General features: G+C 41.7%; 12 protein-coding genes. 5 read left to right on the top strand and 7 right to left on the bottom strand.

Going from position 1 to position 13,357, the window contains the following annotated elements; translation table 11 throughout:
* Window positions 1-72 precede the first annotated feature (72 nt).
* Window positions 73-687 (top strand): L-threonylcarbamoyladenylate synthase, encoded by a 615-nt coding sequence (locus DW036_RS05400; RefSeq protein WP_118295483.1) that lies wholly within the window; start codon window positions 73-75, stop codon window positions 685-687.
* Between the two features lie 51 nt (window positions 688-738).
* A complete protein-coding gene (locus DW036_RS05405; protein ID WP_118462061.1) occupies window positions 739-1,749 on the top strand; it encodes an AI-2E family transporter in 1,011 nt (336 codons plus the stop codon).
* 136 nt (window positions 1,750-1,885) lie between these two features.
* Here DW036_RS05405 and DW036_RS05410 read toward each other — a convergent pair whose 3' ends face one another.
* The 7 genes from DW036_RS05410 to DW036_RS05440 all read right to left on the bottom strand — a co-directional run bounded on the left by DW036_RS05410 (window position 1,886) and on the right by DW036_RS05440 (window position 9,803).
* The gene (locus tag DW036_RS05410) at window positions 1,886-2,299 is read right to left on the bottom strand and encodes a DUF3244 domain-containing protein (RefSeq protein ID WP_118461902.1); all 414 of its coding nucleotides are present in this window, start codon (window positions 2,297-2,299) and stop codon (window positions 1,886-1,888) included.
* 150 nt (window positions 2,300-2,449) lie between these two features.
* Window positions 2,450-4,129: a lipopolysaccharide assembly protein LapB gene (locus DW036_RS05415; protein WP_118461904.1), complete on the bottom strand. Its 1,680-nt coding sequence runs from the start codon at window positions 4,127-4,129 to the stop codon at window positions 2,450-2,452.
* Window positions 4,130-4,190: 61 nt separating this feature from the next.
* Window positions 4,191-5,831 carry a sialidase family protein gene (locus DW036_RS05420; protein ID WP_118462063.1) on the bottom strand — a complete coding sequence of 547 codons (1,641 nt, stop codon included), beginning with the start codon at window positions 5,829-5,831 and terminating at the stop codon, window positions 4,191-4,193.
* 47 nt (window positions 5,832-5,878) lie between these two features.
* Window positions 5,879-6,535 carry a hypothetical protein gene (locus DW036_RS05425; protein WP_233560310.1) on the bottom strand — a complete coding sequence of 219 codons (657 nt, stop codon included), beginning with the start codon at window positions 6,533-6,535 and terminating at the stop codon, window positions 5,879-5,881.
* 217 nt (window positions 6,536-6,752) lie between these two features.
* Complete coding sequence (gene nagB, locus DW036_RS05430; RefSeq protein ID WP_118295487.1) at window positions 6,753-7,565, bottom strand: glucosamine-6-phosphate deaminase; 813 nt, start codon at window positions 7,563-7,565, stop codon at window positions 6,753-6,755.
* 48 nt (window positions 7,566-7,613) lie between these two features.
* Window positions 7,614-8,813, bottom strand: a complete 1,200-nt coding sequence (locus DW036_RS05435) for an FprA family A-type flavoprotein (protein WP_118461906.1) — start codon at window positions 8,811-8,813, stop codon at window positions 7,614-7,616.
* 60 nt (window positions 8,814-8,873) lie between these two features.
* Complete coding sequence (locus DW036_RS05440) at window positions 8,874-9,803, bottom strand: TIGR01212 family radical SAM protein (protein ID WP_118461908.1); 930 nt, start codon at window positions 9,801-9,803, stop codon at window positions 8,874-8,876.
* A 535-nt stretch (window positions 9,804-10,338) separates the two neighbouring features.
* Here DW036_RS05440 and DW036_RS05445 point away from each other — a divergent pair.
* From DW036_RS05445 to DW036_RS05455, 3 genes are read left to right on the top strand one after another with little or no spacing between them, the layout of a single operon-like run.
* Window positions 10,339-11,298 (top strand): ROK family protein, encoded by a 960-nt coding sequence (locus tag DW036_RS05445; RefSeq protein ID WP_118461910.1) that lies wholly within the window; start codon window positions 10,339-10,341, stop codon window positions 11,296-11,298.
* A gap of 51 nt (window positions 11,299-11,349) precedes the next feature.
* Window positions 11,350-12,495 (top strand): sugar MFS transporter, encoded by a 1,146-nt coding sequence (locus DW036_RS05450; RefSeq protein ID WP_118461912.1) that lies wholly within the window; start codon window positions 11,350-11,352, stop codon window positions 12,493-12,495.
* 34 nt (window positions 12,496-12,529) lie between these two features.
* The gene (locus tag DW036_RS05455) at window positions 12,530-13,291 is read left to right on the top strand and encodes a sugar isomerase domain-containing protein (RefSeq protein ID WP_007666871.1); all 762 of its coding nucleotides are present in this window, start codon (window positions 12,530-12,532) and stop codon (window positions 13,289-13,291) included.
* Window positions 13,292-13,357: the final 66 nt, after the last annotated feature.

Here is a 13,357-nt window from a genome sequence, read left to right on the forward strand (position 1 = left end):
CCACACTTATTTGATAATAAGAAACTTATTCCCTACTTTTGTGTTATTATATATAGACTAATAACCAGCCCTATGCTTCTGAAACTGTACGAAAAGAACAACAATCCACAAGATCTGCAACAGATAGTGGATATTCTGAATGACGGTGGACTTATCATCTATCCCACCGACACCATGTATGCCATTGGTTGTCATGGGCTGAAAGAGCGTGCTATCGAACGTATTTGCCGTATCAAAGAAATTGACCCGCGCAAAAACAACCTTTCTATTATTTGCTATGACCTGAGTAGCATCAGTGAATATGCCAAAGTAGATAACAATACATTCAAGTTGATGAAAAGGAACCTGCCCGGTGCTTTCACTTTCATCCTGAACGGCACTACCCGTTTGCCTAAAATATTCCGCAACCGGAAGGAGGTTGGTATCCGTATGCCTGATAATGCCATTATCCAGGAGATAGCCCGTATTCTGGATGCCCCTATTATGACTACTACCCTACCTCACGAAGAACATGAAGACATGGAGTACTGTACCGACCCGGAATTAATTGATGAAAAGTTCGGTGATCTTGTTGATCTGGTTATCGACGGTGGAATTGGTGGCACAGAATCTTCTACCATTGTGGACTGTACCAATGGAGAGGCAGAGATTGTGCGACAAGGAAAAGGCTGGTTGAATGAAGGGTAACCAACCAAATACCCATTTTGTTTGTTTCTTAAGAAAACAGTCAAAAAGGATATGAGTACAAAAGAACAATACTGGAAATATTCACTAATTACTATTATCATCGGACTGGGTATAATCCTGTTTTTACAGATTACTCCCTTTCTGGGTGGCCTGTTAGGTGCGCTGACTATCTACATACTGGTCAGAAAGCAGATGATACATCTGACCGACAAGCGGAACATGAAACGAAGCATTGCTGCCACCCTCATTACCACTGAAGCCATTCTCTTCTTCTTAGTTCCTTTGGCATTGGCTGTATGGCTATTAGTCAGCAAGTTGCAATATATCAATCTGGATCCTCAAAGCATTATTGCCCCTATTGAAGATATGGCAAATATCATAAAAGACAGGACGGGCTATGATGTTCTGGGTAAAGATACCACTTCCTTTATTATCTCTGCACTGCCTGCCATAGGACAATTCGTAATGGGTAGTATCAGCAGCTTCGCTGTCAATCTCTTCGTATTGGTATTTGTTCTATACTTCATGTTGATAGGCGGACAAAAGATGGAGGAATACATCAGTGATATACTTCCTTTTAATAAAGCAAATACAGATCATGTAGTAAGAGAAATAAAAATGATTGTACACTCCAATGCAGTCGGCATTCCCTTACTGGCAATCATACAAGGTGGAGTAGCTATGATAGGCTACTGGTTCTTTGATGTTCCGGATATTCTATTAACGGGATTTCTCACCTGCCTTGCAACAGTTATCCCCATGGTAGGTACAGCTTTGGTCTGGTTTCCGATTGCCGTCTATATGGCATTATCCGGCGATCTCTTCAATGGCATAGGCCTGGCTATATTTGGAACTCTGATTATCTCTCAGCTCGATAACCTGATACGCTTTATCCTGCAAAAAAGAATGGCAGATATACACCCGCTAATCACTATATTCGGAGTAGTTATCGGATTGTCTCTATTCGGATTTATGGGAGTTATATTCGGACCGTTATTACTCTCATTGTTCTTCTTGTTCGTAGATATGTTTAAAAGAGAGTATCTGGATAAGCCGAAATAGATTAAATAACAAAGGCGGAAAATCCCTCTATCAACAGAGAAACTTCCGCCTGCAGAGTATTCAGATAGTTGAGTATCCAACACCCTAACCAGTAGTTATAATGAAAATATAGTAACAGTGTCTGTGATGCCGGGACTTATAAATTGAACCATCCATAAGCATAAGCCCCGTTATCTCCTTTTATCTCTATCAGGAATGCTCCAGTCACGTCAGATGACAACTGAATATTCTTCAAAATAGAAGTAGTGATATTCTCAGAAGAAGTATACACCGGAACACCATCTTGAGAAATGGTTATTTCAACTTCGCCTACAGCGGCAAAGAAATTAATTTCTACCAAATTATTCCCACATAACGTTGCAATAATAGGAATATCAGGAGTTATTGAACGATGCCTATTCCCATCATCAGAATTTGTTTCAAACGGAATATCATTACCAGATAAAGTTATCTCACCTACTACTTCCAAATCACCAATCATGGATGAATGAGCATTAACTGCAAATAGGAAGAAAAATCCTACCAGACATAAAATAGACTTGAATTTCATTGCTTTTATTGTTTAATTTTGGCTCAAAGATAAAGCTCTAAAACCACATAACCTAAAATTGAATATGGACAAAAAACAGAAAGATACATCTCTGTTAATCAAAGCAATAAAACGAAATCACTCAAGAAAGTATGGACAAAAATCCCCCCATTAAAAGAATAAAATAAACTCTTCCAGAGACTTTTCTTTGTCTATACACAAATGTTCCTTTAGTCTTAACTTCATTCGGTAAACAGAGTTCCGCTCACAATCGAAAACAAACATCAACTGATTAGTCGTAAATCCTACTTTCAGTAATGTTGCCAAGATAAGATCTGTTTTTGTCAGAGTATAGTTTGAGTTTAAACGGGAGATAAAATTTGCGAAGATCAAGTCCATGAAATCAAAGAGATTCCGCTTCTCCTCCAAAGTCATTCTCTGAACGATTAGCTCTCTTTTATTCAGCTGTTCTAACACACAAGAAGCCTTTATACGTATATTTTCACGTAACTCTTTATTTTCTGCAGTTAATAATATTATTTTTCCGTTCAGATCGGCAATCTTCTTCTTTTTTGCTAACTGCTCTTCTTCACTCTTCTGTTTATACTCACCTATGCGGAATGCATATTCTTCTATTTCCTCTTGATTTTTCCTGATTGTATCGATGTTCCGCTGAAAGCGTCTTCTATATTTAGTCCTGATTATTACGATAGCAATCACCATTAGAATAGTAATTAACAAAGTTAAGTAGAACTGACTCTCTTTTTCCAACTTAATCTGTTCATTCTCCATTCTTAACTTCTCATTATCATATTTTTTTTGCAGGGTTAATATCTGTTTCCGCAAGTCTTCATTATGTACAATCTCTAACAAAGAATCGGATTGTTCTTTGTAAAAAAGAGCATCCTTATAGTTCTTCCTTGTCTTTTCTAACCCAGACAAATAATTATATGCTCCAGCCTGTGTATACCTCTTACTACTCTTCACCACTTTCTTGAAGCATCGTTCGGCCTCATCTAAATTTCCCATAGACAGATAAACCTTACCTAAGGATATATAATAGTGATATTGACTAAGAGTATTGGAATCACTCGAAAGAGCTTTCCAGAAAAAGCCAATAGCCGCTTCGTAATCTTTCTCTTTTTCAGCCATGATTCCAAGTATCTGAAAAAGAGAGGAACGTACCCGATGAGTAGTATCCGGCAAAAGCTTTAATCCTTCATCCACATACCATCTGGCAGTGTCATTACTGGCTTTCATCATATATCCACGCGCCAGATTCCGGTATCCATACACAACACCTAAAGTATCCCCTGCCAATTTATAGTAATCAACCGTCTTCTTGAAGTTCAGAATAGAAGCATCATACATTCTTTGGTTGTAATTCAACATTCCGATATTTTCTTCCAGTAATCCTTGCAGTTTATGCTCCTGAGTTCCCTCCAATAAAATCTGTGCATTCAGATAAGCATTCATTGCTTCCGTACTTTTATCCTGATACGAAAGCATAATTCCATAATAAAAAGATGCCTTTCCGGCTTTTACCTTATCATTATGGCTTTCATAATAATCTATTGCGATTTTTATCAGAGAATCAGATTGCAAACTATCCAGATAGTTCTTATCACGCGCTTGTGTCAGCAAGAAGGCATAGTCTGCTTGTTGGCGGCCATTTAATTTATCCGGATGAGTTATTTGTTGCAAAAGATATAGTGCACTGTCCGGATGTATCTCCATACACTCTCTGGCATGCGACAGAAGAACATCTGCTTTATCAACAGAAGATGTACAGTTCCAGAGAAGTCCTAATAGACATAATAATGCAGATATCAGATATAGTTTCTTTCGCATGTTTCAAGTCTTCTTGTTTTATAACAGTGCCAAAGATAGTAATTTTAGCAATTTATGAGGATCAGTCTCCAACAATATCTTTCAATTTTATAGCCTGAAATGTTATGTGGGCCACGCTACTTTCATAAAGAATGCCGACTGTTTCTTTATCGACCATTGTAAGACAAGTATATCCCCAGTTGTTATCCTCATCCAACAGTAGTTGATGCTCTGGCAGCCAGGTTACCCCTCCATCCAAACTAATCTTAATAGTAATATGATGGCGTCCCTTCGTTGTATTGGGGTTAGAGAATATGAGTAAATCCCGGTTCAGAACATTGTCACCGGCTTTTACATGAATCAGACTTGCCATGCAAACAGGCTCCTGCAACGCTTTGCGCGAAGACTCATGTTCAATCCATGTCTCGCCCAGATCTTCCGTAATCGCTACAGCACGACTTCCACCCCGGTTATCGCGCATATTCAGCATCAAGACTCCCGGTTCCACCTCAACAACCTGCGCTTCTGTGGTATTGGTACGTGCTTGATTATGTATTTTCCAAGTTTCACCCTGATCCTTGCTATACATGATACCCGCATTCGGCACACGGGTAGAATCTATAAACTGAATGGGAAACACTAATGTGCCATCTTCCATTGTGATCCCACGTCCGGGTCCTTGCAACAAGAAATACCAAGCAGGATCTTTCACTTGTTCAGTAATGTTAATAGGGCTTGACCAGCTTTTACCGTCATCCGTACTTTTTACCAGAACAAGTTGTGCCGTATGATTCAGATCCAGCCCCGGATGTGAACTCCACCAAGCACGTTGATTCCCCATGCCATGTGTCCAGGCAGCAACTATCCATACATTGTTAGTCTTCGTATCTACCAATATAGACGGATCGCCCACCCCATTCTGTGCCGAAGGCAGCCCACCCGTTTCACCAAAAGCCAAAGGCAGGCGCATCTTTTCCCACGTCTTTCCTCCATCTGTACTACGACTTAAACCGACGTCTACATGTTCCTGAAGATCGACACTACTGTTATAACGTACATCATAAACACCTAATAAAGATCCGCTATTAGTAGTCACCAATCCCGGAATACGATATGCTGTTGAATGATCATCGCCTGCATGACGTACACCTACCCCCATCCGATGCTCAATACTTTTCGGAGAAATAACATTCAGAATCGCCTCCTTGCCATCCAAGATAACCGAAGCAATGGCCGCTCTGACCTTAACATCCAACGAAGTTTCCGGTTTCATCTGCAAGCTGACCCAGAAGAAGTTAATCCCCGGAAACAACTTTTGGTTAGCATCCAGAATAAGGCGTTTTTGAGGTCTAATCACTTCAGCCTTTTTAATAGAATAGGAAGAATTTGCAGCCAAAGTATTTCCGGCAATATGACTTGATATGTATTCCACAGGAGCAAAGCGATCTTTATCTCTGTCCTGCAGGGCTTCAGTACCACTATAGTAAAGCTTTACCGCCTGAATACCAGAAAGTTCAGTATCTTCTCCAAAATCCAGAACAACTCTATCCAGCATTGTGCTTTCCTTAGCATCCAGACGCAAATAGAACAAGACATTATCCACTCTTTCTATCAAAACCGGAACTTGTGTCTCACGGATAAAGATTGTATCTGCAGCCCGGACCACCGGAATGATACATAATAAACAGAAAAGTATAAAAAACAAAATTACCGGCTTCTTCATAGTATAGATAACGTTTATAATAATGTTAGAAGCTACAAAGATAACATTCAATAATAAAAATCCCACATTTGCCGCCTCAAAGTATTTTTTGTTTCATCTTCCTCTTGCTGTAACATTCCTATTTCCTGAAGATGATAGAGCCTCTCCAGCAAAACAACAATCTGCTTTTCACAAATATGCATATCACATATTTCTTTAATCCAGTCCACGGTTTCTTCGAGAACAACGACAGAAGAAAGGGCAAGCGTCTTTTGCTTTTCCGGTTTGCGAAGCATATCTGCCAAAAACGCCAGAATTTTAGAAACCATCTTTTTACTACGGCTACGGAAACGGGATTCCGGATTTTTCAAACGCAACAGAAAATATTCTCCAACCCATAAAGAAGCTATGAACGCCTCGGAAGAAGGCTGCTTTATCCCCTTCCAGAACTTAATCAGGAAAGTATCCACCTCTTCCAAGATATCGTCTGTATTATCATTTATATAAAATCTGTGTGCAAGGCATTCTATTACACATCCCAATTTAGCCACACAGACTCCATCTTTATTATCAGCGACCACTTTTTCCGCTTCTCTCAAGAATTTAAAAGCATTATCCTCTTCCATACGGTCGTCATACAACCGGAACTGATGGAATAATGAGAGAGATTGGCACAGCAAGTCATCAAAAGGGCAATCCGCATCATTCATATTCAAACGATTCATTCATTTCGAAGCTATAAAGATAGGAACGATAAAGATAATAACAAGCAAAAGAGAGTGGACAAAATTAACTTCTGAAAGACAATTAATTTTCAGCACATTATCTTATTAAAAAAGAGTTTTTTCTAATAAGAGGTGGACAATTCAAAAAAGAAATGCGCAACCCGCTTCACACTTATCAGCGGAAAACGAATTGCGCAATTCACTTTTATAGGAAGATTTACTTCAGCAAAGAAGCCGGATCCAAGTGGTCTGCTTCAATATCCTTAAAGTAGCGATAGGTACCTACTTTCAACTCAAAAGTAGCAGCATCGTCAGCAACAATGATACCTTTTTCATGCATTTGCAATGCACTGATGGTCCACATTTGTGTGATGGCACCTTCTACAGCATGATAGAGTGCAAGGGCTTTGTTATGTCCGTTTACAATAATCATCACTTCCTTGGCAGAAAGTACCGTACCTACCCCCACCGTCAAGGCTGTTTTAGGCACTTTATTCACATCGTTGTCGAAGAACCGGGAATTGGCGATGATAGTATCTGTCGTCAGCGTCTTCTGGCGTGTGCGGGAAGACAAAGAAGAACCCGGTTCATTAAAGGCAATATGCCCGTCGGGACCGATACCGCCCATGAACAGGTCAATGCCACCGTAAGATTTGATCTTCTCTTCGTAACGGGCACACTCAGCATCCAGATCGGCAGCATTACCATTCAGGATATTGGTATTCTCCGGATTAATATCAATATGGTTGAAGAAATTATTCCACATGAAAGAATAGTAGCTTTCGGGATGTTCTTTCGGCAAGCCGACATATTCATCCATATTAAAAGTAACTACATTCCGGAAGGAAACAATTCCTTTCTTGTTCAGGTCGATTAATTCCTTGTACATGCCAAGCGGTGATGAACCGGTAGGGCAACCCAGGACAAACGGTTTTTCAGGCGTCGGATTAGCGGCCTTAATTTTAGCAGCTACATAGTGAGCAGCCCACTTAGATACGGATTGATAATCCGGTTGAATGATTAATCTCATTGCAATTGTTTTTTATCAGGTTAATAAATTAGGGGTATTTTCAGTCAATTATTCCCTGTCCTTCTTCAGGCGGTCTGCCATAGAACGTGCCAGATGTTCGCATTGTTCGTAAGTTATGTCCTTCATTGCCTGTTTCATCTCTACAGGATCGGCTATAATTTCGAATTTGCTTTTTTCAGCAAATTCAGCCATACGTTTTACCGCAGCACCTGCCCAAGTGAACGAACCGAAATAGCCCAAATAGCGACCTTTTACCTCACGAATCAATATCTTAGAGAGCAAAGATTCTATATCCGGATAAATCTGGTTACTGTAAGTAGGGCTACCAATAATCAAGCCACGATATTTAAAAATGTCTGCAATAATATAAGAAGGATTACTCTTGCTTACATTATGCATTACAATATTCTTAATGCCTTGTGCTGAAAGTTCAGCTGCAATTGCTTCCGCCATTTGTTCCGTATGACCATACATGGAACCATAGGCAATTACCACACCTTCGTCGGCAGCATAACGGCTCAGTTTATCATAAATGCCTATTACTTTACTTATATTATCTGTCCAGACAGGACCATGGGTAGAACAAATAGTCGTAATGTGCAAACCGCCCAGCTTCTGCAAAGCTTTCTGTACCGGAGAACCGTATTTGCCTACAATATTAGAGTAGTAACGCACCATTTCGTCCCAATAGCGGTCGGTATTGATACGGGTATCGAGGAAACCGCCATCCAATGTACCGAAACAGCCGAAACCGTCGCCGGAGAATAGTACACCTTCCGTTTCGTCAAAGGTCATCATGGTTTCGGGCCAGTGCACCATAGGAGTCAGATAAAAACGTAGTTTATGATGTCCTAATGCCAGGAAATCTTCATCTTTCACAATGTATTGTTCGCCTGTCACTCCATAGTAGCCTTCTATCATACCGAAAGTTTGCTTGTTACCTACAATAACAATATCGGGATAATGCTGCTTAATGAGGCGGATAGAACCGGAATGATCGGGCTCCATATGGTTGATGATAAGGTATTGGATAGGGCGTTCACCTATGATACTTTTTATTTTACGGAGATATACCTCAAAATAACAAGCATCCACCGTATCAATCAGAGCCACTGTTTCGTCGTCTATCAGGTAAGAGTTATAAGACACTCCATAAGGTAATGGCCACAAACCTTCAAACAGGTGTTTGTTACGGTCATTTACTCCCACATAGTGTATTTTTCCTTTTATCATAGTCTTCTGGTTCATAATACTTCTTTATTTAGATTGATTCTACATTCAAACAGCCGCAAAAATAAGGCTTTTTTCTCACATTTCATATTTCTTTCCCTGATAAGCTCCAAGCTGGCGCATTTTTTTTTGTATGCGGTGGTTAAATTCATAATTTTTCAGTCCCCAATCGGGCGCTATTAACAATTCTTTAGGAGACTGTGAGACAAAGCGTTCTAAGACTAAATCAGGGCGTAAATGCTCTATGTAATCCACTACCAAGTCAATATATTCTTCTACGTCAAACAGATGGAAATCCTCGGGATGTTGTTCATATTCATGTGCCATCCGAGTGCCGCGTATCAGTTGTAACTGATGCATTTTCAAGGTGGTAAGGGGGATGCGTGACAGAGTGGAAGCTTGTGCCACCAAATCTTCGTGCCTTTCTCCGGGAAGTCCCAGTATAACGTGCCCACCTGTAAGAATACCACAGCCGGCAGTGCGTTCTACCGCATCTACCGTATCCTGATAAGTATGTCCGCGATTAATACGGAGCAATGTAGCGTCATTCGTGCTCTCAATGCCATACTCTACCAGCAGAAAGGTATGCTTATTGACCTCTTCCAGATAATGAAGCAGGGCATCCGGCATACAATCCGGCCGGGTACCGATGACCAGCCCGACTACATCGGGAACAGTGAGCGCTTCTTCATATTTTCGCTTCAAGGCTTCCAACTCACCGTAAGTATTAGTATATGCCTGGAAGTAAGCAAGGTATTTCATCTCAGGATACTTATGCGCAAAAAAAATCTTCCCTTCTTCCAGCTGCTGGGTAACGGACTTTTCCGTACGGCAATATTCAGGATTAAAAGTCTGGTTATTGCAGTAGGTACAACCACCATACCCCTTTGAACCGTCTCTATTGGGACAAGTAAAACCGGCATTGAGTGATATCTTCTGTACTTTATACGGAAAATAACGCTTCAGAAAGAGTGGAAATTCATTATATAATATAGGTGCGGTGTCCATATCCCTGTTATTTAATGACAAAAATAAGGCTTTTCTTCGAATAGTAGGCTATTTTGTGTTTACAAATAGAGGAATAATTCAGAAGTATCCACACCAATACACCTTCCTCAGATTTAAACAGTGCTTAAGTCCGACTTATCCCTTACCTTCTCCTTCCTATTAAAGAAGGAGTAAGTAAGGAGTAGGTAGGGAGTAGATAAGGAGAAAGTAAGGAGAAGGTATAGAGGAAACAAGCCAGGAATAAATTTTATAGCTTAGACACCACCCTATCATAATCTCATAGCACACACAGCATCTATTTGTTAACGAACATAAAACGATTCTTTTTCACCTGTACTAAAAAATGTTACACCCACAGATTATCAACATTCTGCCTTACACAACATACGTAGGAGAGTCCCTCTATTAAACACAATTTAATGATTGGTGACGTATTTTACACACATTTTCCTCCGTTTACAGGCATGGAAAACGAAATAAATTCATAGCTTTGCCTAAAACCTCGATCAATCAACCTATTAATACTATAATTACCATGGCTACTATCGCTCTCGATATAGGCGGCACCAAAATAGCCAGTGCTATTTTCCTCCCCGACGGAAGTATGTTGTTCAACCGGAAGCGCCTGCTGAAAGGAAGAACAGGACATGAAGTGGGCAAGCTTGCTGCAGAAATTCTTGCCAAACTCCTGACCATTGCCCGCAGAAGCCGTATTCAAATTGATGGTGTCGGCGTATGTGTACCTGGCATCGTTTATTCGCAAACGGGCCGCGTGTGGGCTCCGAATATCCCCGGTTGGGAAAACTATCCGCTACAGGAAGTACTGCGTACCGTGACCGCGCCGGGTATTGAAATTTACATCGACAGTGACCGTACCTGCTATATGTATGGAGAAATGTGGCAAGGAGCAGCCAAAGAATGCCACAGCGCAGTGTTCATTGCCGTAGGTACAGGTATAGGTGCAGGAATCATCATTGACGGGCACGTGTTGCACGGGGCAAACGATATCATCGGTGCCACTGGCTGGATGGCATTGCAACCACCTTATAAAGAAGCATATGATGCCTGCGGTTGTTTTGAATATTACGCCTCAGGAAATGGAATTGGAGCCAGAGTACGGGATGCAGTCCGTGCAAACAAAGCTTATAAAGGGCGTTTGCGCCAGAAACCGATCTGCAGGATTTCGGCTTACGATGTATTCAGTGCATACAATGAAAGTGACCCGATTGCTGTTTCTGTCTTGCACAAAGCAATAGAAATGTGGGGAATGGCTTCGGCTAACCTGGTCAGCTTACTAAACCCGCAAAAAATAATCTGGGGAGGCGGTGTGTTCGGTCCTGCCTCCATCTTCATAGACGATATCTACAAAGAAGCCTGTAAATGGGGACAACCACTCAGCATCAAACAGGTGGAATTTGTTGCCTCTCAGTTGTCCGGTAATGCCGGACTGATAGGAGCTGCTTTTCTCGCTATCAAAAAGCACTTGTATGAGTAATCTCATCGCCTTATCACCTTATTATTTTATCACCTTATCATCTTTATTGATATGAGTAGTTACAACAAGAATCTGGTATTTACGGCTGCGTGCATCGGCATGTGCTTCTTTGGCATTTCGATGATCACCCTGGGGGCGGTACTGCCATCCCTCACCACTAAACTGGCTCTGGATAACCTCCAGACAACTGCACTGGTGACGTTCCTGCCTCTCGGCTTACTGGGAGGTTCCCTGCTTTTCGGTCCTATTGTAGACCGCTTCGGCCATAAAGCGCTACTGCTACTCAGCTGTCTGGTTGTGCTCCTCGGACTGGAAGGAATAGCTTTCTTCACAAGTATTCCGCTATTACAGGTCTCTATTATCAGCATCGGATTGGGAGGTGGTATTCTGAATGGTGAAACCAATGCTTTGGTAGCAGACATCTCCGACGAAGCAGAAAAAGGCTCACGTCTCAGTCTGCTCGGGGCGTTCTATGGCATCGGCGCATTGGGTATTCCTGTATTATTAAGCTTCCTGTCTGAATACTATTCTTTTGAAATCATCCTGCAAGGTACAGGTATGGTCATGTTGATTGGTATTTTGTTCTGCCTTGGGATACGCTTCCCTGCCCCGAAACAACCGCAAGGATTTCCTATTAAGGAAGGATTGGGACTATTAAAGGAAAGTAGTTTATTATTGCTTAGCCTCATCCTCTTTTTCCAAAGTGGCATCGAAGGGGTTTGTAATAACTGGACTACTCTTTATTTGGGACAAACCACCAGCATCCCTGAAAACCGGGCACTTATAGCGCTGACTTGTATGGTAGCCGGATTGACCGTTGCCCGCCTGTTGTTGGTAGTCCTTTTCAAGAAGATAAAGCAAGAGACGGTTCTCCGCACCAGTTTGATTACTGCTGTGATAGGCTTTGCACTACTGACATTCGCACCCGGTTTTGCACGTGCTGCCGTAGGTATGGTACTTATCGGTGCAGGACTGGCATCCACTTTCCCGGTCATACTCAGCATTATCGGCAGTCGTTATGCCTCCTTATCGGGAACGGCATTCAGTGTAGCCCTTGTTATTGCTCTTATCGGGCAGACACTGTTGAACAGCCTCACCGGGATTATCTCACAGGGATACAGTATTGTTGTATACCCGTATATGATGATAGTTTCACTGTTGGTTATGCTTCTATTGTTTAAACGTTCACTCAAATAAAAGAAATTATTTACCCCCTAAAAAACAGAAAATTATGTTAGCACTTGAATGGTTAAAAAACGCGCATGGCATCATGGAAAAACTGGAAGCCACGCAATTGGAGAATATCAAAAAGGCAGCCACCGTTATGGCAGATTCTATCGAAGCCGGTCGTTGGGTACACACGTTCGGATGCGGCCATGCCACTATCCCTGTTGAGGAAATGTATCCGCGTATCGGTAGTTTCGTAGGTTTCCACCCGCTGTGCGAACTCCCGCTGACATTCTTTACACAAATCATCGGACAGATGGGTATCCACCAGTTTCTGTTCCTGGAGAGAGCTGAAGGATATGGACAGGAAATTATGAAGAACTATGATTTCGATGCTAAAGATTGCATTTGGATATTTTCTCATACAGGTATCAATGCAGTAAATATCGACATCGCATTGGAAGCCAAGAAGCGTGGCATGAAAGTTATTGTTTACGGTTCGGCAGGAGAAACAGGTGACAAAGCAAGCCGCCATTCCAGCGGTAAGAACCTGTTCCAGCTTGCTGACATTGTAGTAGACTCTTGCGTGCCCTTAGTAGACGCTTCCGTGCCCTTGAAGAATCATTTCGATAAAGTAGGTCCGTTGTCAACCCTCAGTTTCGTTACCATGGTATGGATGACTATCACCACAGTTGCCGAGATTCTGGCAGATCGCGGTGTGCATCTGTATATCCATCCATCTCACAACGTTCCGGGAGACACGACAGCCCACGAACGACTGGATGCCGCTATTGCCGAATATCAGAAGAAAGTAAAAATCCTCTAACCAGTAGAAGACCCAATCATTATCTATGAGTGACGGTAGCCCGTTTCAGCTTTGCCCCCACAAAGC

Source organism: Bacteroides sp. AF39-11AC (genome assembly GCF_003474285.1).
In the GTDB taxonomy this organism is placed as follows: Bacteria; Bacteroidota; Bacteroidia; order Bacteroidales; family Bacteroidaceae; genus Bacteroides.